The organism is Helicobacter sp. T3_23-1059, assembly GCF_053654515.1.
The window spans coordinates 20,825-44,287 of record NZ_JBSIUV010000017.1; the positions used below are offsets into that span (position 1 = coordinate 20,825).

Genomic DNA, 23,463 nt, shown 5'->3' on the forward strand with positions numbered 1-23,463 from the left:
AACTAAAAGAAAGGACAAACATTGCCAACCATTAACCAACTCATTCGCAAAGAGCGAAAAAAAGTAACCAAAAAGACAAAGTCGCCAGCATTGGTAGAATGCCCGCAAAGAAGAGGAGTATGCACTCGCGTCTATACCACTACGCCTAAAAAACCAAACTCTGCCTTGCGTAAAGTAGCAAAAGTTCGTTTGACAAGTAAGTTTGAAGTCATTAGCTACATTCCGGGTGAAGGACACAATCTCCAAGAGCACTCTATCGTGCTTGTGCGAGGTGGACGGGTAAAAGATTTACCGGGTGTGAAATACCATATCGTGCGTGGCGCGCTCGATACTGCAGGCGTAGCAAAACGAACCGTATCTCGCTCTAAATATGGCGCAAAAAAAGCAAAAGCTGGTGCTGAAAAAAAATAGCCCACAAACGCATAACTACATAAGGAGAATCTAAATGAGACGAAGAAAAGCCCCTAGCAGAGAGATTCTAGGCGACCCTATTTATGACAACAAAGTCGTAACGAAATTTGTCAATAAAATGATGTATGATGGCAAAAAAAGCGTAGCAGAAAAGATTATCTACGCAGCATTTGCCAAAATCGAGGAAAAAAGTGGCGAAAAAGGAATCGAAATTTTTGAAAAAGCCCTAGAGCGCGTGAAGCCACTTGTAGAAGTTCGTAGCAGACGCGTAGGTGGTGCGACTTATCAAGTCCCCGTAGAAGTGCGCCCTGTGCGACAGCAGTCGCTTTGCATTCGCTGGATTTTAGAAGCCACTCGCAAGCGAAACGAACGCACAATGGTAGATAGACTAGCAAATGAGCTAATGGATGCTGCAAGTGATAAAGGTGCGGCGTTTAAGAAAAAAGAAGATGTGCATAAAATGGCAGAAGCAAATAAAGCATTTGCGCACTATCGCTGGTAAGCAAACCTACTTAGACTAAGCCACAAAAAGGACAACAAAATGGCGAGAAAAACCCCACTAAACAAAATCCGCAATATCGGCATCGCTGCCCATATTGACGCTGGAAAAACCACTACAAGCGAGAGAATCTTATTTTATACAGGTGTGAGCCATAAAATCGGCGAGGTGCATGACGGTGCTGCGACAATGGATTGGATGGAGCAAGAAAAGGAGCGCGGGATTACGATTACTTCTGCGGCGACTACTTGTTTTTGGAAAGATTATCAAGTAAATCTTATCGACACTCCCGGGCATGTGGATTTTACCATTGAAGTAGAGCGTTCTATGCGCGTGCTAGATGGCGCAGTGGCGGTGTTTTGCTCCGTAGGTGGTGTGCAGCCACAAAGCGAGACCGTGTGGCGACAAGCAAACAAATATGGCGTGCCAAGACTTGTATTTGTAAATAAAATGGATAGAATCGGTGCGAATTTTTATAGCGTAGAATCCCAAATCAAAGAGCGACTAAAGGCAAATCCTGTGCCTATCAATATCCCAATCGGTGCGGAGGAAAATTTCAAAGGCGTAGTTGATTTGATAGCGATGAAAGCAATCGTGTGGAATGATGAGACAATGGGAGCGAAATATGACATTGAGGAGATTCCAGCGGATTTGCAAGAAAAGGCTAACTCATACCGAGAAAAGCTAATCGAAGCCGCAGCTGAGCAAGATGAAACGCTTATGGAAAAATATCTAGGCGGCGAGGAGCTAAGTATCGATGAGATAAAGCTAGGAATCAAGCTAGGTTGCCACTCTATGAGTCTTATCCCTATGCTTTGTGGATCTAGCTTTAAAAATAAAGGCGTGCAAACCTTGCTTGATGCGGTGGTGGATTTTCTTCCTGCCCCCACAGAGGTAACCAACATAAAAGGCATAGACCCACAAAACAATGACGCCGAGATTTTCGTAGAATCTAGCGATGACGGCGAGTTTGCAGGGCTTGCGTTTAAGATTATGACTGACCCATTTGTAGGGCAGCTCACTTTCGTGCGCGTGTATCGAGGCAAACTAGAATCAGGTAGCTATGTGCTAAATTCTACGAAGGGCAAAAAAGAGCGCGTAGGGCGATTGCTAAAAATGCACTCAAATAAGCGAGAGGACATAAAAGAAGTCTATGCGGGCGAAATCTGCGCATTTGTAGGGCTAAAAGATACGCTTACAGGCGATACGCTATGTGATGAAAAGCGTCCTGTGATTTTGGAGCGAATGGAGTTTCCAGAGCCTGTGATACATATCGCCGTAGAGCCAAAAACAAAAGCAGACCAAGAAAAAATGGCAGTCGCGCTAGGCAAGCTCGCTGAAGAAGACCCAAGTTTTCGCGTAAGCACGCAAGAGGAGACAGGACAAACCCTCATCGGCGGTATGGGCGAGCTACACTTAGAAATCATCGTAGATAGGCTAAAAAGAGAATTTAGAGTAGAAGCTGAAGTAGGGCAGCCACAAGTTGCGTATAGAGAAACGATACGCACAGAGGTTACCCAAGAGTGCAAATACGCTAAACAATCGGGCGGACGCGGGCAATATGGACATGTCCATATCAAGCTAGAGCCAAAGGAAGCGGGCAGTGGCTATGAGTTTGTAAATGAAATCAGCGGTGGTGTAATCCCAAAAGAATATATCCCAGCCGTGGATAAAGGGATACAAGAAGCAATGCAAAGTGGCGTGCTAGCGGGCTATCCTGTGGTAGATTGCAAAGTAACGCTATATGATGGAAGCTATCACGAAGTGGATTCTAGCGAAATGGCGTTTAAAATCGCGGGTTCTATGGCGTTTAAAGACGCGTGTCGCAAGGCAAATGCCGTATTATTAGAGCCATTGATGAAAGTCGAAGTCGAAGTGCCAGAGGAGTATATGGGCGATGTGATTGGAGATTTGAATCGTAGGCGAGGGCAGATAAACTCAATGGACGATAGAATGGGCTTAAAAATCGTAAATGCGTTTGTGCCGTTGGCTGAAATGTTTGGCTACTCTACGGATTTGCGCTCCGCTACGCAGGGGCGTGGGACTTATAGTATGGAGTTTGACCACTATGGCGAAGTGCCAAACAACACCGCAAAAGAAATCATCGAGAAACGCAAAGGCTAGAATATATAACGCTACTTTGTGTCAAAATAAAATGGAGGGGGCAAAATCTATATTTTTGCAAAATCTGCTTTTTGGCTTTTTTACAAAAAGTTTTAAAATAAGTTTCAAAATCTAGCTTCGCTTGAAATCTACCTCACAAATACAAAATCTTAAAAAAGGATATTTATGTTTGCTAACGCCTTATCACAAATGCTAAACGATTCTCGCAAATGTTGTGCGGGGGGGGGGAAAAATAATACCTACTTAAAAGCTTTTTTTAGATTTTTTATTATTCTAATCTGTGCTTATATAGCGACTTCTTTAGCGGTGGCTGATGAGCTAGATGAGCGATTGCAAAAGCTAGAGAGACAAAGAGAAGCACTGCAAGCCAAAATCCAAAAAGAAGCGCAAATCAAAGAAATGAAAGCGCAAAAAAAGCGCGAAGCACAAGAAGCAAGGGAATTAGAGCAAGCCAAAGCCAAAGAGATGCGCGCACAAAAAGAGGCTCTAAAAGCAGAAAGAAAAATGCAAAAAGAGATACAAGCACAAGAAACCAAAAATCAAAAAGCAATCCAAGCCCAAACAAAAAAAGCACAAAAAGAAGCAAGAAAACATAAGCCTAACATAGATTTTGCCACTTACCAAGAAACACAAACCACTCTCTTAGAATCCACAACCCCAAATCGCACAAGACGCAAATACCAAAATCCATCTGCCTATCAATACACAAACCCAAATGATAGAAATGGTTGGTTTATCGCATTCTCGCCAAAAGTCGATGTCTTGCTTCTATATAGCGGAGCTAGCACAACGACTTCAAACTATCTCTTTAGATTTGGTGCAGACTATGGTGCGACACTTGAAGCAGGCTATCTATTTGGCAGTGGAGTAAATCGTTGGCGAGTGTATTTTGGGCTAGGGTATGGATATTCTAGCATTGGCGGTGGTGATACATCATCATACGATTATTACTATGGTAATTATATGCCTGAATCTCAGGTATTAGATTCAAATGCGAATAATATTATCCATAGTGTGGGGATAGATTGGATACCTCCGCTTGGCAATAGCAACGCTAGGGTTGTGCTAGGTTTTAGCAATAGTTTTTCATATATGATATTAAGCGATACTTATGATAAATATAACAAATCTTTTGTATGTGAGCCTACCAATATATGGTATGGTAGTTACTATGGTTCTTGCACGATTCCACAAGGACAACCTTCTTATCCTCCTGTTACGCAACAACAAGGATATTTGCGACCAATATATAATATGGCAGGGCAACATACAGATTTGCTTCATCTATTTTTTATCGGTATTGGCACAAAACTTGGGGTGATGTTTGACATAAAAAAGCATTTTTCCTTAGAGATTGGTTCAAAAATTAACTTGAATTTTTCTATTTTATCTGCCCTAAATAATCAGGGTTTAAAATTTTCTTCATCTGTAATGCCAAATTTTGAGCAATATCTAAGCCTCGTCTATCGATTCTAAGCAAAATCTAGCGTTTGCAACTTTGCCAAACAAAAATTTTATCAACATAGATTTTGTCAAAAATCTTACGCCACAAAAAAATGCTAAAACTAACAACTCCGCGACATTGCACGCAAAATACAAACACCACAGATTAAATTAACATATATGTTTGTCTATATGCGAATCGCCACGCATTTTAGATTTTGTAAAAACTAAAGCGTGGCAATGACAAAGTAGCAAACTCTCGCAATGACGACACGGTTTGTCGTCTTAAGCGAAGCGAAGCATCTCACCATACAACACAAAGAGATATTTTGGTTTTTTCAAAGCCAAAATATGACAAAAATAATGTGAAAATGGCTTGCTATGAGGATTTGCAAGCAGGGCAAAAACTTGCGCTAAATGCGGGAATCTACCTCAATGGCGAGCGCGTAGAATCTAAAGCCTTAGCAAATCCTAGCGCACAAAAGAAGTTTTATAAGCAAGTCCAAATTTTATTTCAAGACCCTATAAGCTCGCTAAATCCGCGACTAACACTGCGGGAGAGCTTAAGCGAGCCATTGCAAAACTTGCTCGGCGTGTATGAAGCGCGCGAGCAAGAAGAGAGGATTTTGCCTATTTTGGCGCGATTGCGTCTAGAATCTCGCCTGCTAGATTATTACCCCGCTATGCTCTCTGGCGGGCAGGCGAGCAGATTTTGCCTTGCTAGGGCGTTGCTCGTGCGACCAAAATATGTGCTTTTAGATGAGGTAACTTCTGGGCTAGATTTTGCGCTTGAGCGCGAGATTTTGGGGATTTTGCAAGAATTGCAAAGTAAAATGGGTTTGGGGATTTTGCTTATCACGCATAGCGTGGAGCTAGCGCGGAGGTGGTGTGAGCGAATCTACATAATGCAAAATGGCGAGATAGTGGAGGAAGCGCGCGGAGATGAGCCGTTTAGCAGTGATTTTGGAGCGGAGCTAGATAGGATTGTGGATTTTAGTGCTACGCGCGGTTAAGGTTTAGCAAATGCGAATCCATACGCAAAAAATGGCAATAAACGCGAACTATGCAGGGCGATTTTGTGGCGTGCTTTGTGCATTTTAAAATCGGGTTGGTTTGTGTGGTTTTGGCATAATGTCAAACCTATTATACTAACAAGGAGTTTTAAATGACACCAACACCAACAAAAATAAAATCTTTCTTTGAAGGTTCAAAGCAATATGCTATCCCTGTGTATCAAAGGGCTTATTCTTGGGGCGAGAAGCAATGGAATGAATTTTTGGAGGATTTAAAAGAAGCTACAAAGGGAGAAAATCACTACTTTTTTGGCAATGTTTTGCTTGAAAAACCAAACAATGAAATAAGTGATATTATAGATGGACAGCAACGCATTACTACTATAATAATTTTTGTTAGGGCATTAGTAAATGCGTTAGAAACTAGAGCCAAAACCGAAACATTAAGAAATGATATGACTAATAAAGATTTCATACAATACATACAAGAGGATTATCTTATCAATAGAAATAAACCAAAGCTCGAAGCCGTAGAATATGATAGAGATTATTTTAGAGATTTCATTATCAAGGGAGATAATACAAAGCACGAACCACAAACGCCATCGCAAGAACGAATAAAAAAGGCAAAAGAATTTTTTGAAAAAAGATTGAAAGTTGTAAATGATTTTTCTACAAAAAAACTTCTAGCTATTTTTGAAGCTATGGAAAAAGCGGAATTGATTCGCATAGAGTTTAAAGAGAAAAAAGATTCTGTGCTTATGTTTGAGCTACAAAATAATCGTGGCAAAGATTTAACAAATATGGAAAAGCTAAAATCTTACTTGGCTTATCAAATTTATACTTATTGTGGCGATGAAGCTGAAAGCAAACTTATCGAAATGACAAAAATTTTTGAGGAAATTTATAGATTGCTCAAGGATATAAAAGCAAGCGAGGATTCTATACTTAACTATTTTAATATGTCAAAATCCAAGTTTGGTTTTCGTTATAGAGAGAATAACAACGAACTAAATTACAAAAGAGAACTAAAAGAAATAAACAAAACAGAAGCAAAAATAAAATGGATTGATGATTATGTAAAAGAATTAAAAAATGCTTTTGTAGAATTTAAAGAATTTGAAAACTTGGATAGCACCTTTGGAGAATACTTGCAATATTTGGAGGTTTGGGAAGTTTATCCTTTTATATTAAAAGCCTATCGCCTATTTAGAAATATACAATACAAAGAAGATAAATTAGAACAGACTTTTGAAGCATTGGAAATTATTGCTTTTAGAGATAGACTTATCCAAACTAAAGCAGATTTGGCTACAAGACTTAATGGTGTTTTAGAAAGTTTTGATAGTGTCAAATCTCTCTGTAATGGATTAGAAAAAATTTATGTAGATGCGTGGTATTGGGACAATGACAAAATTAGAGACAAACTTAAAAATATCTATAAAGAAAATAAAGGAATTATTCCTTATTTGCTTATGCGATATGAGAATACTATAAGAAAAGATGCAAAAACTAGGGGATATAAATTTACACTTAAAGATATAGAAAATCCACATATAGAGCATATAGCTCCACAAACCGAAACTATTGAGGAAAGTGGTGAGGGAAAAGCAAGTGGATATTGTGATTACGATGAGGAATTTAACAAGTCATACATAAATTGCATTGGCAATCTTTTGCTTATCGCAGGTGCTCACAATATTTCGATTGGCAACAAACCATTTGAAACAAAGTTAAAAAGCTATGAGATTTCGCCATTAGCGCAACATAGAGAAATAAAATCTTTTGTTGTAAATAAAGGTATTTGGGACAAAGACCCTATTGACACACGCCACGAAGCATTAGAAAAATTTGTCCTAGAGACTTGGAGTTTTAAAGAATCCTAAACGCTCACCATTACACCTTTTTAGCAAAATTCAAAAACCAAGACACCAAAATGTCCGTTTTTCATTGTGTCAAAAAATTGACACAAAACAAAATAAGACATTTTTTTGTCCGCTTTTGTTATTATAATTTTGACAATGCCTAAAATGCCACGCCACAAACAAGGCGTAAAAAACAAAGGTAAAATCACAACAAAAAGGACAACAAATGAGCGTAAATCTATCCAAATCCCAATACCTGCGCGGACTGCAGTGCAAAAAATCGCTATGGCTCTACAAATACGCCCGCGAGATACAAGACACCCCTAGCGAGTCGCAACTCGCGCGATTTGAGAGTGGCGATAGGGTGGGCGAGCTCGCCCTAAAATTGTTTGATTGCACGGAAAAAATTGAGTTTGATGAGGGGGATTTCGCTGAAAAAATAGCGCGCACGCAAGCCCTCATAGCAAGCGGTGCGAGCGCAATCGCGGAGGCGACATTTGAATATAAAGGCGTAATCGTAATGGTGGATATACTCCAAATCACGCCACAAGGGCTAATCATCAACGAAGTCAAAAGCGCGACAAGCCTAAAAAGCGTGTATATCGATGATTTGGCGATACAATACTTTGTGATAACGCAAGGCACGCAAACACAAGCCTCAAGCTACATTTATGATAAACACGCACAAGCCCAAACAGATGCGCAAGGCACGCAAAACGCGCACCAAGTCATCGGTGCAAATCTAATCCACATAAATAACAGCTATGAGCGCAATGGCGAGTTGGAGCTAGACAAACTTTTTACAAAGGCGGATTGTCTAGAATCTGTGAGAGCAAAGCAGGGCGAAGTCGCGCAAAATCTCGCCGAGTTTGAAAACGCCCTAAGCAACAAAGAAATCTCCCCACAAATCCCCATAGGAGCGCAATGCAGCACGCCTTATAATTGCGATTTTCGTGGGTATTGCTGGCATACCGTGCCAAAGCAAGATTCTATCTTTCACATCGCGGGGCGCAAGAGTTTTGACCCTTTTGCGCTCTATCATAGCGGGATACGAAGCTTTAGCGAGATAAAGGATTTTGGGATTTTGAGCGAGAGCCAAAAACTCCAAGTCCAAAGCGCGCTAAAAAAAGAGGTGCATATCGACAAAGACGCGATAAAGGCGTTTTTAGACACTTTAGCATATCCCGTGTATCACCTCGATTTTGAGACTTTCGCTGAAGCTGTGCCTAGCTTTGATAAGCAGAGGGCGTATATGCAGATTCCCTTTCAGTATTCGTTGCATATTGAGGATTTGGGCGAGGCACAAGAGGTGGTGCATAGGGAGTTTTTAGCCGATACGCATAGCGACCCACGAGAAGCATTTATACAATCATTGATAAAAGACATTCCGCAGGGTGCGTGCATTTTGGCGTATAATGCGAGCTTTGAAAAGGGCGTGATGAAAAACCTCGCAGAATCGTTCCCCAAATATGCGGAGGCGTTAGAAAATTTTATCGCAAATACGCACGATTTGATGATTCCCTTTAAGGACAAATCCTACTACCACCACGCGATGAATGGAAGCTACTCCATAAAGGCTGTCTTGCCCGCCCTCGTGCCAGAGATGGAGCGGGCGTATCAGAATTTAGAGCTTATCCACAATGGAGATGAGGCGATGAGTGCATTCCCGCGACTAAAACTTATGGATAAATCCACGCGACAATCCTACCGCAAAGCCTTGCTAGAGTATTGCAAACTCGATACCCTCGCAATGCTAAAGGTGCTACAAAAGCTAAGAGAGGTGGCGCGGGATTGAAGTGGCGGCATAACCACAAAGATAAAGTTGCGTGGCAAAGCAGATTTTATGATTTTATTTTGTGCATTTTTTAGGTGCATTTATTGTGAGCGCAATTTTTATTGCGCACACTTTTTTATGCCATTTTGCAAAATGCTATTTTGCAAAATATAAAATGGCACAAAAAAGCATAAAAAAGCGCAAAATCTACAAAAAAAGTAAAATCTAAAATCCACAAAAATCAAAGAAAAAAATAACAAAATCTCTTGTTAGATTGCGTTATTTAGTCGTTTTATTTTTGTCAAAATGCGCTTTGATTTTGGAGCTAAACTCGCTATACGCATCAGAGACAAGCCCCATATATTCATTTTCAAATTCTGCTAAAATATAGCCTATTTTTTCTTGGTAGAGGGATTGTTTTTGGGCATCAGTAGCGGTGTTAGATTTTGGGCTTGGCAAGGTGTTTTCTTGCGTCTTTGGTGTGGGCAAGGATTTGACAGAATCTTTTGTGCTAGATTTTGTCGGTAGATTGTTGCCAAATTCGTGTTTATCTAGCTTGGCTTTGCTCTGTGCGATTTTTGCTAAAAAAGCCTCTGTGATAATGGATACCCCCTCTTCAAATGCCACAAACTCATCTGCCACACTATACGCATTTGCCACTTCTTTAGCGGTATTTATAAAATGAAGCATAATCTTATTTCTAGATTTTGATATTTCGTGCATATTTGCATTTTTTTCTTTAAATTTATGATAAAAATGCTCGTATTCCATCGCGCTATATGTCGCTTTTGCAAAGCCTTTGTTCTCTGCTTCTAGGGTGATATGTAGGCGAGTGCTTATCGTGTCTATGTTGGATTTTAGTGTGTTTTGTATGGTGTTTATGTCTTTTTTTAGTTGGCTAGATTTTGCATTATCTAGGGCGTTTGTGCTACTTGTAGCAAATGCGATAAATGCAAGGATAGTAAAAATAGCGTTAAAAAACGCGCTATTTATCGCGGTAGTTTTGTGAGGGATTTTGCGTTTGATTTTGTGTGTGATTTGCGTGGTGTTTGTAGTTGCTTTTTTCATTTTGTCCCCTTTGTGTTTTATGCGCATTTGACTAAAATCTTTAGCCAACACATACAACAATACCAAAAAAAAAAAAAAACGGCAATATAGATAAAAACCACATAACTAGCTATAAATCAAGTATGCAAATGAAATATCCAACGCAAACCTCCCAAAATCTATGAAAATAACGATAAATGAAAAAGTAACAAACACTTAGAAAAAATGTAGAATTTGTGTGAGAATTGTAGATTTTTGTAACAAATGTTGATTTCTTTTGTAAATTTTGCATAGATTTTTTATCATTTGCAAGCAAATGACAGAAGCGATTGTCATTGCGAGCTATGCTTGCATAGCGTGGTAATCCAAATGAGCCACATATCTTGCGGAGTGGGTTTTTGTTTTGGCTAAGTCCTTGCAACTCGTTGGGTGAGGGTGGGCGTCATTGCAAGAATTTGCGTTAGCAAATTCGTGGCAATCTAGATTTTAGAGATATTTCGCACTTACGCGCTCAATATGACAAGGATTAAGATTTTGGATACTTTGGACATTGCTTTAAATATGACAAATGTTTTTAGCATAACAAACACACCCCCTATCCCTCGTGCTAAGGGAGGAGGCTTTTTTGGATTGCTACGCGCAGAATCTTGCAATGACAAAACAATAGATTACTACGCGGATTTATGCAAAATCTGCTCGCAATGACGATTCAATATAGCAAAGAAATCGCACTCACAATGACAAAAACCAAAGGAGAAAAAATGTCTAAAATCTGCTATGTAGCGTTTGTAGCGTTTGCTTTGCTTGGTGTAGTCGCACAAGCACAGGGCAAAACTCAAGCCACCAAATCACCCAAACCACATATCGAGAATCTCCGCAAAATGTATAGCAATGCGGACTCTACCAAATGGACGAAAGCGCATATCGATGAGGCTGTGGTGGAGGATTTTGCACGGCAGTTAGGACTGCTACAATCTAGTCAAAATCTAAACGAACTTGATTCTAAAAAGCGCGGCGAAGTAGAAGCGCAAGTGCGCGCGCATTTGGAGATTGCGCCCTTGCCAAAAACGCCACCTTACCCCGCGCATAATCTCTACTCTAAAGAAAAGCGCGATTTGGGTGAAAAACTCTTTAACGAGCCAAGACTATCAGCGTCAAATCAAATCGCGTGCGCAAATTGCCACGATAAAGAGCTCGGGTTTGCCGATGGGAGAAGTGTAAGCTATGGGCATAATAGACAGCTAGGGCGTAGAAACTCGCCAAGCGTAGCGATGAGTGCGTTTGGCAAAGAGAAATTTTGGGACGGGAGGGCGCAGGATTTAGAATCTCAAAGCCTTTTTCCCATAGCCGACCCGCTAGAAATGGCGTATAACGCCGATAAAGCCGCTAAAAAGCTCCGCAAAATCAAAGAATATAAAGAGCTCTTTAAAATCGCCTTTGGCACGGACAAAATCACAAAAGAACTCCTAGCCAAAGCCCTCGCTACTTATCAGCGAAGCCTAATGCCCGCGCAAAATCGCTTTGATAGATTCTTGAACGGCAATGGCAAGGGGCTAAGCGATGAGGAAGTGTGGGGACTGCACCTCTTTCGCACCAAAGCGCGGTGTATCAACTGCCATAATAGCGTAGCTTTTAGCGATGGGAAGTTTCATAATCTTGGCTTGCATTTCTATGGGCGTGAGAAATACGAGGATTTGGGGCGATATGAGGTAACCAAAAATCCTAGCGATGTGGGGGCGTTTAAAACGCCGAGTTTGCGTGGCGTGGCAAAAAGTGCGCCCTATATGCACAACGGGCTTTTCCCGCATTTGCGAGGCGTGCTGTTTGGGTATAATTTCGGTATGGCAAAGCCAGAGCCACAAGAGGGCAAGGCTTATAATCCGCCTTTTCCAAAGAGCGATGAGATTTTGCGCCCGCTCAATTTAAGCGAAGAGGAAATCAACGCATTAGAGGCATTTTTGAGGGTGCTATAAAAACGGCTTTAAGTAAGATTGTTGCTTTTTTTATATTGCAACAAAGTCGCTTACACAAAATCATAAAAATAAATGCTTATTTTTCTGTGCCCACTCGCTAAATTTTGATACATTTTCTTTATTGCCACGCAAGGTTAGCTCTACGCATTCGCTTAGAAAATCCTCTTTTTCTATGATGAGATTATGGGTTTTTATCGTGTATTTTAGCGCGTTTAGCTCGCTATATTTTATGCGTAAAGTTAGCGATATTTCGGGTGCGTAGTTAGCTATGGCGTTGTTAGATTTTAGCGTGTTTAGGGCTTCTAGAGTGGCTTTATTATACGCCTTTACAAGCCCTCCTACACCTAGCTTTATGCCACCAAAATATCGCACGATAATAATCCCAAAATCTACCATCTCCCACCCGCGCAGGACGCTTAGACAAGGCATTCCAGAGCTACCTTTTGGCTCTCCATCATCACTGCTACGCTCTATGATTTGCCCTAGTTGGCTTATAGCACGATACGCATAGACGAAATGCACGGCTTTTGGGTGGGATTTTCTTAGGCTATTTAGCGCGTTTTGCAGGGGATTTTGTGGATTTTGTTTATTTGGTAGGGGGCTTGGCAGTGGAGTTTGCAGTGGGATTTGTGCGAGATTTGGCATTAGATTTTGTGCGTGATTTTGCGTAGCATTTTGCGTTAGATTTTGCGTGTGGTTTTGTGGGGCGTTTTGGCTAGATTTTGTCGCACTAGTATTTGCATTTGCGTAGATTTTCACTCCAAAACCTAGAAATTTTGAGCCTTTGATTTCATATTCGCTTAAAGCATTTGCCATAAAATCCACGCAATCACTGCGGATAATATCCGCAAAATCTGTTCTTATCGTTTGCATTGTTTGGTTTTGCTAGTTGGGGGCGTGAAATCTTTATCGCTTTGTTTGGCTAGATTTGCAAATATGATATTTATGCAACATATTTTCATCGATTTCAAAGCCTTTTTGTCGTAGAGATTCTATCACGGAGCGCGTGCAATCTGTTTCTTTTGGCCACTCTCTTGGGTGAGATTTTGAGTAGGTTTTATCACATGCATTTACATACACTATTTCATTATGCACGCAAATATCTCGCCTCGCATCGATATTATTGACTACGCGCCACAAAAGCATATAGCCATTATCTAAGTCATTTTTGGCTTCATCTACAAAGACTACGATTTTTAGATGTTGCTTTAGGGTGGCTAGATTTTTGATAGCCTCAATTAAAGGCTTATCTCCGCTAAAATCTATGCTAGATTCTAGCCCCACTACTGCGATGGGATTGCGCGTATTTGTGCCATATTGTCGCACAAGTTTTGCACTAGGCATTATGGCTTTTATTTTTTGGCATAGATTTTCATCGCTTAAAATCTCTATATTAGATTTTGCACTTTTTTCGCATTGATTATCGCTTATGTCTATCCCTAGCTTGCCTCCATAGGCATAGTGAGGGCTTGCGTGGTCTAGCGCATCGCATATTCCCTCGCTAAAGACTAGAGAATCTATCGTAAAATGATTTAGCACAAAATCAAAAATAGCTTTATAATCTTCAAGTGGCGGGGCATCTTCGCCTACAAAAATAGCGTGTTTGACAAAGCTCATCTGCCCCACACCCCAAAACGCGTGCATTATCTGGCGTGCGTGTCCGTAGTATTGTGGGGCGATTTTTGCTAAGATTAGGTTATGAAATACGCCATTTTCAGGCATATTATAATCAACTAGCCCGCTAGCACTTGTTTGCAAAAGTGGCAAAAACACTCTCTCCGTCAAATAGCCCATATATTTATCCTCTAGCGGTGGTTTGCCTACCACAGTGGCTGGATATATGGGTTTAGATTTCATTGTGATTGCGCTTATTTCTAGCACGGGATAAGGCTCAATAGGCGTATAAAATCCCGTATGATCTCCAAAAGGTCCCTCATTTTTCATACGCGTAGTATCTACCCAGCCCTCGATGATTATATCTGCATTTGCAGGCACACTAAGCGGATTTGTAAGGCATTTGACTACTTTTGGGCGAGCGCGTTTGATAAGCCCATAAAGCATTAGCTCATAGATTCCATTTGGCAGTGGCGCTTGCCCACACCAAGTGTATAGCGCGTCTCCACCTAGCGCGATAGATACGGGCATTTTTACGCCTGCTTTTTGGTATTGATTAAAAAAATGCGTAGAATCTTTGTGGATTTGCCAATGCAAGCCTAATTCATTCTTGCTATGCACTTGCAAGCGATACATTCCTACATTTTTTTTCTTGCCCGCTAAATCCTGCGTATAAACCTGTCCCATAGTGATAAATGGAGCAGCATCGCCCTCCCAAGTGGTGAGAATTGGCAATATGCCTAAATCCACATTTTTGCCTAAAAATCTCACTTCTTGCGCAGGTGCTTTTTTGACTAGCTTTGGTAGGGTGTAATACAGCCTAGAAAATCGCTTTATCGCGCTAAAAATGCCTTTTATGCCTTTTGGTGGGGATAGATTTAGCAATTCTTTGATGATATTAGCGATAGATTCTGGTTTAGCAGAGGCGATTAGCTCTACGCGCTTAAATGAGCCAAAAATATTGGTTAAAACAGGCATAGAAAATGTCTTGTTAGATTTTGTAGAATCGATAGGATTTGTAAAAAGCAATGCTTTGCCACCGCCATCTTTTTTGACTTCCAAATACGATAAATGCGGAATCTCTAAATAAATATCAAGCGGTGTGTCAATGATTGTGATTTCGTTATGTTTTTTAAATAATTCAATGGTTTGTTGCATTATTTTCCTTTTTTAGATGTTGTGCGTCTGTGAAATAAGCGCATTTGTTATTCTAGATTTTCTTTCACGCATTCAAAGATTTTAGCAGGCGAGATAGAAGCGATTTCAAACTCTTCACCCTCACTTAGCACAAAAGGATTTCCCAAAAGCACGCGCTTTAGCCTGCTCTCTCGCATATTTTTGCCACTAGAATCTAGCCTATTTCCTAGTAGCACAATCGCGCAAGGCTGCCAAATCGCCCACGCCAAATGCGTTATCCCCGTATCGCCACCGATGACTATGTCCATATTTTTTAGCACAAATTTTATGCTATTAAAATCAAGTCGTGGCAATTTGATAGCTTTAATGTTTTTGGATTCTAGGAGAGTGGTTAGAGAATCTGCTTTTTTTTCATCATCATTCCACACCACATAAACCGCGATATTTTCATAATGCTTTTGTAGGAGCTGGGCTAGCGTGCAGTATTTGTCAATGGGATAGGTTTTTTCTTTTATCGAAGCCTCTATGACAAATAAAAATTTTTTAGATTCTAATATCTCTTTTGGGATATTTTGTGTTTTTGATTGCGCGTCTTGCGCGTTTTTATTTGCATTTTCTTTTGTCGCCATAGATTTTTGATAGGATAAAAATCTATCGCTAAAATCCACTACTTTTGAAATATCTATCCCAAAGCCTGCCCCACGCAAATCAAGCACTCTTTTAAACCCCCTTAGATTCATAACCGTGCTTTCTAGCTTTTCTATGTTACTAGCATTTGGTATTTCTTCCATTCCCTTTTCATACAAATCTTCCCTGCCGATTCTGCGCAAAATATTGCGCACATCTACGCCAAAAGAGCTAAACGCCACCAAAAAATTTCTAACCAAAATATTTGTATGATATGGAATATCAACTTTATGCGTATAAAACACGCTAGCTAGCCCCTCTCTACAGCCTTTCGCGCTAAATCCTACAAACTTTTTGCTTTGCAAAAATTTCCCTACGATGGCGGATTTTAGCAAGCCCTGCATATCAATGACTACATCATATTGCCCACAAGAGCGAGTATATCGCCAGATTTTATAGATTCCAAATGGGGATTTTAGCCATTTTTTAAAAGGCAAAGTATGAAGCGTGCTAATGCAAGGAGAATCGCGTAAAATCCCGCCAAATCGCTCATCTACAAACCAATCAATTTGCAATTTTTCTTTTTTGTCCGCTACTAATAATCCGCCAAGCAACACGCCAAGCCCACCTAAAACACTCGCAGATACCACCACATCTCCTAGCGCACTTAACCGCACAATCGCAATTTTGCTCATACTCCGCCTTTTTGATTATTTCTATTTTTGCTGTTTTTTGCTTTTATTTGTCAAATCCATTTGCCAAATCCAAACCCCGATTTTTATTGCTCTAAATTATAGCCTAACTAATACTTTTGCAAAACTGCATTTTGTCAAAAAATGTTTTATAAATATTATGCCTTATCATTATTTAAGCATTTTTGAGAGAAAATAGCGTGTAATGTTTGTTTTAGATTTTAATAACGGAGCGAAAAATGAGCAATCTAGCACAGCTACAAAATCCACTATCGCCAAAAGCGCAAAATACCAATTCGCTGTTAGATTTTGTGCTACGCAAAAGGCAAAAAAAATCTAGCAACACAGATTCTATCAAACTAGATTCTACATATTTGGATTTTAAGCGCGAAGCAAAGGAATTTTTGGGGGAGCGAATCTTTAGCGATTATGCGCGTAGATTTGCTTATGGAATCGATGCTTCTTGCTATCGCTATATCCCAAAACTTGTAGTATGGGCAAAAAATGAGCGCGAGATAAAGAGATTATTTGCCCTAAGTCAAAAATATAATATCCCCCTTACTTTTCGCGCTAGCGGGACTTCTCTAAGCGGGCAGGCGTGTAGTGATACCGTGCTAGTGGTGGCAAATGAGTTTTGGAAAAATATCGCTCTAAAATTTGATGAAAAAAAATTTAACACAAAAACCAACACAAAATATAATGCAGATTCTAAGGATTTTAGCTCAAATGCTATGCAAAAAATCCCAACTTCAATCATTTGTGAATGTGGCGTTATCGGTGCAGATGCAAATGCCGTCTTAAAGCCTTATAAACGCAAAATAGGACCAGACCCAGCCACGATAAATAACGCCCTAATCGGCGGGATTTTCTCCAACAACTCTAGCGGAATGTGTTGCGGGGTAAAACAAAACAGCTACCAAACCATAAAATCTATCCGCGTGATTTTGGGGGATTTAAGCCCAAGCCAAAATCAAAATAGCGACACAAAAAACGCGATACATAGCCCAAAATCGATTATCCTAGATACAAGCGATGATGCAAAAGAGGGGGAAAATCTAGCCCATTTTATTGCTAGCTATCCTCACATTGCAAAATCATTGCTTGATTTACGAGATGAGATTTTGTCTGACAAAAAACTTTGTGCGATGATAAAGCGCAAATTTGCTATCAAAAACACCACAGGCTACGCCCTAAACGCATTGATAGATTTTAGCGACATAAAAGACATACTAAACCATATCTTTATCGGCGCAGAAGGCACGCTAGGCTTTATCTCACGCGTAGAATACGAATGCGTGCAAGACTACGCACACAAGGCTTGTGCGTTGCTTTTTTATGAAAATCTAGCTATTGCAAGCGAGGCTGTAAAGATTTTAGCAGCAAATGACAATATCGTAAGTGCGGCTGAAATAATGGACTATGCTTGCTTAATGAGTGCGGCTAGTTTGGAGGGAATGCCTAGCGAGGTAGCAAAGGTAAAAGATGGAAATTGCGCGATTTTGGTGCAACTAGAAGAGGATTTGCTAGAAAAATTGCAAAGCAATATCGCCACGATAAAAAACGCGCTAAGCCCGATAAAAAGCCTTTTTGGAGTGCGATTTAGCTTTGAAGCAAAGGAGCAAGAATCGTGGTGGAAAATACGAAAAGCCCTCCTCCCTCTCTCTGCGTCCTCTCGACCGAGCGGGGCGACAGTCATCACAGAGGATATTTGCTTTGAGATAGAGCATTTTGCGACAGGGATACAAAACATACAAAATCTTTTTGCGCAATACAAATACGAGGGAATCATATTTGGACACGCTTTGAGTGGAAATGTGCATTTTATCATCACACCGCTACTAAAAAACAACGCTGAAATCAAAAGATTTGGCTCTTTTATGGAGGATTTGGCAAAAATGGTGGCAAATCTAAATGGCAGCATAAAAGCTGAACACGGCACGGGGCGAATGGTTGCGCCATTTGTAGAGCTAGAATGGGGAGAAAAAGCCTACAAAATCAACCAAAAAATAAAGCAAATCTTTGATAATCGCAATCTAATAAACCCCGATGTCATCATCACAAACGACAAACGCATCCACCTAAAAAACCTAAAACCTGCAAGTGAGAATGTGATAGAGGATTATTTAGATGCGTGTATGGAATGTGGATTTTGCGAAAAAATCTGCCCTAGCAAACATTTAAGCCTAACTCCACGCCAAAGAATCGCGCTATATAGAGAAATCAAACGACTAAAATTTATGCGCAAAAAAAACGCTAATCAAAAGCGCGAATATAAAGAGCTAAAAAATGCCTATAAATATTTAGGCGAGCAGACTTGTGCGACTTGCTCGATGTGTGCGACACTATGCCCGCTAGAAATCGACACGGCAAAAATCGCACTAAAACTAAGCGTAAAACGAGCAAAAAAAGAGGGTGGATTTTTAGGTTTTATCACAAAAAATCTAAGCAAAAATATCGCCCTTATGACAAGCCTAGCGCAAAATCTAACGAGCTTTAGCAACGCATTGCAAGATATATTTGGCAGGAAAAATATGCACTTTTTGACACGCTCTTTGCATACTTTGATTGGCACGCCCCTGCTTCCACAAAATATGCCAAAATCAAATGAAAAACGACTTTTTAGCGATATACAAAACCAAAATCCAAATGGTGAAGTGGTGTATTTTACTTCCTGTTTAAATCGCATATTTGCACCAAAAACGCCAAAAGATTTGGGGAGGGTTTTTGATTTTGCAAAGTCGCTAGATAGACCATTGCAAGAGGTTTTTGAAAGCCTGTGTAAAAAGGCAAAATTTGATTTGTATTATCCCAAAAATATACAAAATCTTTGCTGTGGCAAGGCGTATAAAAACCACAAAAATGAGGGAAAAGAGCTAGCAAAAAAGGCGTATTTTGCGCTAAAAGAAGCAAGCCAAAATGGCAAAATCCCAATCGTGTGCGACCACTCGGCTTGCTCGCTAGAGATACTAAAGCAAATCAAAGATTTTGAAGAGCAAGAAAAATTAGCAAAGAGAGATTTTGAAGCGATAAATCCGCTTAGATTTTATGATTTGCCCGCGTTTGTGAATGAATATTTATTGCCACATTTAGAGATTGTCCCTTATAGTGCTTGCATACAAAATCAATGCGAAACAAATACCAAAAAAGATAACGAAAAAGTCGCAATCTATGCGCCCTGTGGGAGTAGAAACTTAAGCGTAAAATCTTATAAATGGGAAGAGAGTATTTTCTCTCTTGCAAATGCGTGCGGGGCAGAAATAGCACAGGATTTGCAGGTAAAATGCTGTGGTTTTGCGGGCAACAAGGGGTTTATTACGCCTAGTCTAAATGAGAGTGCGCTAAAATATTTTGGCGCAAATTATCTAAAAGATTTTGCGCAAGATTTTAGTAGGGATTGTGATGATTTGTGGAGTGGGTGTGCTAGCACCTCGCCACAAAATTGCCAAAAAGATTCTATATTTAGCGGGGTAAATATCGGCTTTAGTAGCTCTAGCACTTGTGAAATCGGACTCGCTAAAAAAAGTGGTTTTGAGTGGCGACATATCATTTACCTTGTGGATATTTGCGCAAAATAAATGATTTATAACGCAAAAACAAAGCACGATTTAAGTAAATATCTTACAAAACTATTTTGGGATATAATTGCCATTTATACAATAATTTTAAGGATAAAAAATGGCTATTTTCTGTGGCTTTTTGCATTTTTTGCGAGCGTTTTTTTGTGTATTGGTTGGGGCATTTTTTGTGCAGGCGCATTGTAGTGAAGCATTTATGACGCTAGCACAAGCCAATGCAAAATCAACCTCTAAATCAACCCCAAAATCAAGTGCGACAAAAAATCTAGCCACCAAAAAACAAAACGCACAAACACGGCAAAAAAGCCCTGTCAATGCCGAATCTAAGCAATCTAAAAACGAGCAAAACACAAAATCTAATAAAGACACAAAACAAAATAAAAGCGAAAAACAACAAGACAAAGCACCACAGCCAAAACCAAACGCTAAACTTCCATACTCAAAAAAAGAGCTAAAAGGGCTAGATGATTTTTTGGAATCTTTGCCAAAATACACCACCAAACAACTCCAAGATTTGCAAAAAGAAAAAGAGATTTTCGCTCTAGCAAACCACACTCAAACCACCCAAGAATCTAAATCAAAAGCCCTAAAAGCCCATTGTCAAAAAGGCTCTGCAATCGCTTGCTCAAGTAGCACAATCTCAAGTCAAAATTCAAACGATTTCCAAAAAGCTCAAAAAATGCTACAAAAAGAATGCGATGCAAAGCCACCAAACGCTAAAAGCGGGCTATATTGCGCTAGGCTTGCGGATAAATATTTGATAGGCAAATCTAAGCTAAATGCGTTTGAAAAATCTTGTCAGTTAGGAGAGCCATTAGGCTGCATAGGTGCGCTAAGTGGCAAAATCAGCTCCAAAAAACGCAAAAAATATATCATCATCGCCCACGCCATAAGTGAAAATCTATGCGAAAACGGGCAGGGAATCTACTGCGGAGTGGTAGCTAGCGTGCTAAATTTTAAGCTAGTGGGAGGGGCGGAGTATTATGCTAAAAAAGGCTGTGAGGAACTGCACGATAGGCTTACTTGCCTGATTTTAGAGAGGCTAGAAAACAAACCAAAATCTATGCGCAAATAGCTATTAAATCTACGCTATGTTTGTTGCAAAAATAATATGAGATAGCCACGATTTTGCAATGATTTTGTTTTTTTTAACAATATTACAAACTCACGCAATAATGGCAATTTTTTGTAATGCCTAGCGTAGCAAAGTATTGCTGTAAATAAATTGCCACGCAGATTTTTTTGTTTCAAATTCGCTCACAATGACGGCAATGCAAATTCTCGCAATGACAAAATTCCCCCTCCATTAGCACGAAAGGGATTAAGGGGGTGAATTTTTGCCATTGCAAACAAAAAATCGCTTACGCTCATTTTGATTTGTAATTTATCTTTTTTTAAATTTCAAAATAAGCTTAAACAAAAAGGATATTTTGAGTTGTTTTTTGGATACTTCGTTTTTTTACAAAATTTCAGTATGACAAAAAAATTTAAGAAGACAAATACGAAACAATGCTTTATTTTAGGATTGGGATTAACAAAAAAAGGGTTTAGATTTTAGGATAAACAAGGCTTTTTTTGTTCGTAAAAGTATAAAAGCAATTTTAAGAGGGGTTTTTTAAGATTTTAAGCTAAATAGTAAAAACGCTCAAAAACAAAGAGAGAAAAAACAAAACAAGATGAAATATTATTTTACTTTACTTTTAAAAGGATTGCAAAACTCAAGGATTAAAATGCTTAAAAAGAATCTTACAAGCAGGATTAGTGGCGTTATGTGTGTTTGGTGTAAATGCGTATCGTGATGAAAAAAATAATAAATAAAACGCATTAAAGAATAAAGCCAAAGCGTTAGATGATAAACACGATAAGTTAGATAAAAAGTTTAAAAACAACGCGTTAGATGAGATTTTTGAAGCAAAATTGTTGGTTGGTAAATACCTTGCGTTAGGTTTCAAAAGCGGTGTATTCAGTGATAAAAATTATACATACAAAATAAAATTTGCAAAAAGGCTAAGGGCGTGGTGTGCATTTGTTAAATTATATGTATGGTATGTGAATAGGTCTTTCACATATCGATATTTAGGGCATTTGAAGCAGTGTAAAGGTTAGTAAAATATCGCAACAAAAAGGCGTTTGATATGTCTTAAATTTACATAAAATATCACGCATCACAAAATCTAACAAAATCTAACAAAAATCTAAAAAACCTAAGCAATCATTGCGAGAATAACGCAAGTAATGCAAAGTTTGGTAGTTTTTATCACTTCGCACTTTTTGTAAAAAACCTTAAAAAAACATTCAAAAAAACTTCAAGTGTGGTAAAAAGCGTAGCAAATCACGCCACTAGCGTTTTTAGATTCTAGTCTGCAAACAAATGTGCATAAAAACAATAGCGCATAAAAAATCTAGCCTATTTTTGATAATTTTCCACTGCTTTTTTTAGGATTTTTTCAGCTTCATTTATGTCGCGGTAGTCTTTGACTTTTACCCATTTGTTTGGCTCTAATGTTTTATAAGTTTCAAAAAAGTTTTTGATTCTATCTAGCGTGATTTGTGGCAAATCTTGCAGGCTTTTGATATTGTCATATCTAGGGTCGATTTTGCTTACAGGCACGGCTAGGAGTTTTTCGTCCATTCCGCTTTCATCTTCCATCACTAGCATACCGATAAGACGACATTTTATCGCACTACCCGCTTGTAGTGGATATTCATTAAGCACGAGAATGTCCGCAGGGTCGCCATCATCTGCCAAAGTATTTGGCACGAAGCCATAATTAGCTGGATAAAACATCGCCCCATAAAGCACCCTATCTACCATTACCACACCACTTTCTTTATCCACTTCGTATTTGATATTTGAGCCATAGGGGATTTCGATTATGGCGTTTATGCTACTTGGTATTTGTCCTACTTGTATTTTTGAGATGTCCATTTTTGCTCCTTTTTTGGATTTTGATTTTTAGATTTTGTGAGGTAGATTTTGCATAAAGAGTGATGATTTAAAATCACAACAAAATCTATTTTAGATTTTTCGCTGTTTGTATGACAAAGTCATTCATCTCGGCTACGATTTCTTCTATGGTGCGCTCCCCATCGATTTTATGTAGCAGTTTCCTTGCTCCATAAAAATTTTCGATGCTTTTTAGCGGGTCCAAAAACACTCTCATTCGGTTGTTAAACACTTCGATATTATCATCAGCTCCCCTAGCCCTGCCTAGCACGCGCTTCCTTGCCACTGCTTCGCTTACAGAGACTTCGATGACACTTGCAAGTTTTACTAGATTTTGGGATTCTAGTTTTTCGTGCAACGCTTGCATCTGTTCGACACTGCGCGGGTAGCCATCGATTATGATTATGTCTTTTGGGGCTTTTTGCATAGCTGATATTATCGTGCTTACGACTATTTCTAAAGGCACTAGATTTCCTTTTGCGATGATTTCGCCTATGATTTTGCCCTGCTCGCTACCGCGCTTTACTTCCTCGCGTAGCAAATCCCCTGTGGAATAATGCACGATTGATTTTGGATTTTTCTTAGCGATTAGCTCTGCGTCTGTGGTTTTTCCACTACCTGGCGCACCGATGATTAAAAAAAGCTTTTTCATTTGCTTCTCCTTATGTTTGGTTTAGGTGTAAAATATTTTATAAACACTGCTTTTCACTGCGCTTTTTTGT

At 39.4% G+C, this 23,463-nt stretch carries 17 protein-coding genes; 11 read left to right on the plus strand and 6 right to left on the minus strand.

All coding sequences use genetic code 11. From position 1 onward, the window contains the following. The first annotated feature begins 21 nt into the window (after window positions 1–21). The 7 genes from rpsL to ACWIX0_RS06440 all read left to right on the plus strand — a co-directional run bounded on the left by rpsL (window position 22) and on the right by ACWIX0_RS06440 (window position 9,150). Window positions 22–411 (plus strand): 30S ribosomal protein S12, encoded by a 390-nt coding sequence (gene rpsL, locus ACWIX0_RS06410; RefSeq protein ID WP_454172921.1) that lies wholly within the window; start codon window positions 22–24, stop codon window positions 409–411. 34 nt (window positions 412–445) lie between these two features. Next, window positions 446–913, plus strand: coding sequence for a 30S ribosomal protein S7 (gene rpsG / locus ACWIX0_RS06415; protein WP_023928651.1), 468 nt, complete (start codon window positions 446–448; stop codon window positions 911–913). Window positions 914–952: 39 nt separating this feature from the next. Continuing rightward, window positions 953–3,034, plus strand: coding sequence for an elongation factor G (fusA, locus tag ACWIX0_RS06420; RefSeq protein WP_454172924.1), 2,082 nt, complete (start codon window positions 953–955; stop codon window positions 3,032–3,034). 165 nt (window positions 3,035–3,199) lie between these two features. After that, window positions 3,200–4,510: a cell envelope integrity protein TolA gene (locus tag ACWIX0_RS06425; RefSeq protein WP_454172926.1), complete on the plus strand. Its 1,311-nt coding sequence runs from the start codon at window positions 3,200–3,202 to the stop codon at window positions 4,508–4,510. Between the two features lie 296 nt (window positions 4,511–4,806). Beyond that, a complete protein-coding gene (locus ACWIX0_RS06430; RefSeq protein ID WP_454172927.1) occupies window positions 4,807–5,490 on the plus strand; it encodes an ABC transporter ATP-binding protein in 684 nt (227 codons plus the stop codon). A gap of 152 nt (window positions 5,491–5,642) precedes the next feature. Continuing rightward, window positions 5,643–7,376, plus strand: coding sequence for a DUF262 domain-containing protein (locus tag ACWIX0_RS06435; protein ID WP_454172929.1), 1,734 nt, complete (start codon window positions 5,643–5,645; stop codon window positions 7,374–7,376). Window positions 7,377–7,581: 205 nt separating this feature from the next. Beyond that, a complete protein-coding gene (locus tag ACWIX0_RS06440; protein ID WP_454172931.1) occupies window positions 7,582–9,150 on the plus strand; it encodes a DUF2779 domain-containing protein in 1,569 nt (522 codons plus the stop codon). Window positions 9,151–9,408: 258 nt separating this feature from the next. On the opposite strand, the gene ACWIX0_RS06445 is transcribed toward ACWIX0_RS06440, so the two are convergent. Further along, window positions 9,409–10,197: a hypothetical protein gene (locus ACWIX0_RS06445; RefSeq protein ID WP_454172933.1), complete on the minus strand. Its 789-nt coding sequence runs from the start codon at window positions 10,195–10,197 to the stop codon at window positions 9,409–9,411. A gap of 513 nt (window positions 10,198–10,710) precedes the next feature. On the opposite strand from ACWIX0_RS06445, the gene ACWIX0_RS06450 reads away from it, so the two are divergent. Both ACWIX0_RS06450 and ACWIX0_RS06455 read left to right on the plus strand, forming a co-directional pair. Beyond that, complete coding sequence (locus ACWIX0_RS06450; RefSeq protein WP_454172935.1) at window positions 10,711–10,881, plus strand: hypothetical protein; 171 nt, start codon at window positions 10,711–10,713, stop codon at window positions 10,879–10,881. Further along, entirely contained in the window at window positions 10,860–12,149 is a 1,290-nt protein-coding gene (locus tag ACWIX0_RS06455; protein ID WP_454172937.1) for a cytochrome-c peroxidase, read from the plus strand. Before ACWIX0_RS06450 ends, ACWIX0_RS06455 begins: the two co-directional genes overlap by 22 nt. 60 nt (window positions 12,150–12,209) lie before the next feature. On the opposite strand, the gene ACWIX0_RS06460 is transcribed toward ACWIX0_RS06455, so the two are convergent. From ACWIX0_RS06460 to ACWIX0_RS06470, 3 genes are read right to left on the minus strand one after another with little or no spacing between them, the layout of a single operon-like run. Beyond that, the gene (locus tag ACWIX0_RS06460; RefSeq protein ID WP_454172939.1) at window positions 12,210–13,022 is read right to left on the minus strand and encodes an IMPACT family protein; all 813 of its coding nucleotides are present in this window, start codon (window positions 13,020–13,022) and stop codon (window positions 12,210–12,212) included. 33 nt (window positions 13,023–13,055) lie between these two features. Then, complete coding sequence (locus ACWIX0_RS06465; protein WP_454172940.1) at window positions 13,056–14,921, minus strand: menaquinone biosynthesis decarboxylase; 1,866 nt, start codon at window positions 14,919–14,921, stop codon at window positions 13,056–13,058. Window positions 14,922–14,968: 47 nt separating this feature from the next. Further along, window positions 14,969–16,222 (minus strand): glycosyltransferase family 9 protein, encoded by a 1,254-nt coding sequence (locus ACWIX0_RS06470; RefSeq protein ID WP_454172942.1) that lies wholly within the window; start codon window positions 16,220–16,222, stop codon window positions 14,969–14,971. Window positions 16,223–16,458: 236 nt separating this feature from the next. On the opposite strand from ACWIX0_RS06470, the gene ACWIX0_RS06475 reads away from it, so the two are divergent. Beyond that, window positions 16,459–19,794, plus strand: coding sequence for an FAD-binding and (Fe-S)-binding domain-containing protein (locus ACWIX0_RS06475; RefSeq protein WP_454172944.1), 3,336 nt, complete (start codon window positions 16,459–16,461; stop codon window positions 19,792–19,794). Window positions 19,795–19,894: 100 nt separating this feature from the next. After that, window positions 19,895–20,869 (plus strand): hypothetical protein, encoded by a 975-nt coding sequence (locus tag ACWIX0_RS06480; protein WP_454172946.1) that lies wholly within the window; start codon window positions 19,895–19,897, stop codon window positions 20,867–20,869. A 1,332-nt stretch (window positions 20,870–22,201) separates the two neighbouring features. On the opposite strand, the gene ppa is transcribed toward ACWIX0_RS06480, so the two are convergent. Next, window positions 22,202–22,723 carry an inorganic diphosphatase gene (gene ppa / locus ACWIX0_RS06485; RefSeq protein ID WP_454172948.1) on the minus strand — a complete coding sequence of 174 codons (522 nt, stop codon included), beginning with the start codon at window positions 22,721–22,723 and terminating at the stop codon, window positions 22,202–22,204. Between the two features lie 85 nt (window positions 22,724–22,808). Beyond that, window positions 22,809–23,393 carry an adenylate kinase gene (locus ACWIX0_RS06490; protein WP_454172950.1) on the minus strand — a complete coding sequence of 195 codons (585 nt, stop codon included), beginning with the start codon at window positions 23,391–23,393 and terminating at the stop codon, window positions 22,809–22,811. Window positions 23,394–23,463: the final 70 nt, after the last annotated feature.

Excerpts from the sequence above, each read along its gene's own strand:
- rpsG (WP_023928651.1), top strand. The coding sequence starts at position 446 with ATGAGACGAAGAAAAGCCCCTAGCAGAGAGATTCTAGGCGACCCTATT.
- fusA (WP_454172924.1), top strand. The coding sequence starts at position 953 with ATGGCGAGAAAAACCCCACTAAACAAAATCCGCAATATCGGCATCGCT.
- ACWIX0_RS06425 (WP_454172926.1), top strand. The coding sequence starts at position 3,200 with ATGTTTGCTAACGCCTTATCACAAATGCTAAACGATTCTCGCAAATGT.
- ACWIX0_RS06435 (WP_454172929.1), top strand. The coding sequence starts at position 5,643 with ATGACACCAACACCAACAAAAATAAAATCTTTCTTTGAAGGTTCAAAG.
- ACWIX0_RS06440 (WP_454172931.1), top strand. The coding sequence starts at position 7,582 with ATGAGCGTAAATCTATCCAAATCCCAATACCTGCGCGGACTGCAGTGC.
- ACWIX0_RS06445 (WP_454172933.1), bottom strand. The coding sequence starts at position 10,197 with ATGAAAAAAGCAACTACAAACACCACGCAAATCACACACAAAATCAAA.
- ACWIX0_RS06455 (WP_454172937.1), top strand. The coding sequence starts at position 10,860 with ATGCAAAATCTGCTCGCAATGACGATTCAATATAGCAAAGAAATCGCA.
- ACWIX0_RS06460 (WP_454172939.1), bottom strand. The coding sequence starts at position 13,022 with ATGCAAACGATAAGAACAGATTTTGCGGATATTATCCGCAGTGATTGC.
- ACWIX0_RS06465 (WP_454172940.1), bottom strand. The coding sequence starts at position 14,921 with ATGCAACAAACCATTGAATTATTTAAAAAACATAACGAAATCACAATC.
- ACWIX0_RS06470 (WP_454172942.1), bottom strand. The coding sequence starts at position 16,222 with ATGAGCAAAATTGCGATTGTGCGGTTAAGTGCGCTAGGAGATGTGGTG.
- ACWIX0_RS06475 (WP_454172944.1), top strand. The coding sequence starts at position 16,459 with ATGAGCAATCTAGCACAGCTACAAAATCCACTATCGCCAAAAGCGCAA.
- ACWIX0_RS06480 (WP_454172946.1), top strand. The coding sequence starts at position 19,895 with ATGGCTATTTTCTGTGGCTTTTTGCATTTTTTGCGAGCGTTTTTTTGT.
- ppa (WP_454172948.1), bottom strand. The coding sequence starts at position 22,723 with ATGGACATCTCAAAAATACAAGTAGGACAAATACCAAGTAGCATAAAC.
- ACWIX0_RS06490 (WP_454172950.1), bottom strand. The coding sequence starts at position 23,393 with ATGAAAAAGCTTTTTTTAATCATCGGTGCGCCAGGTAGTGGAAAAACC.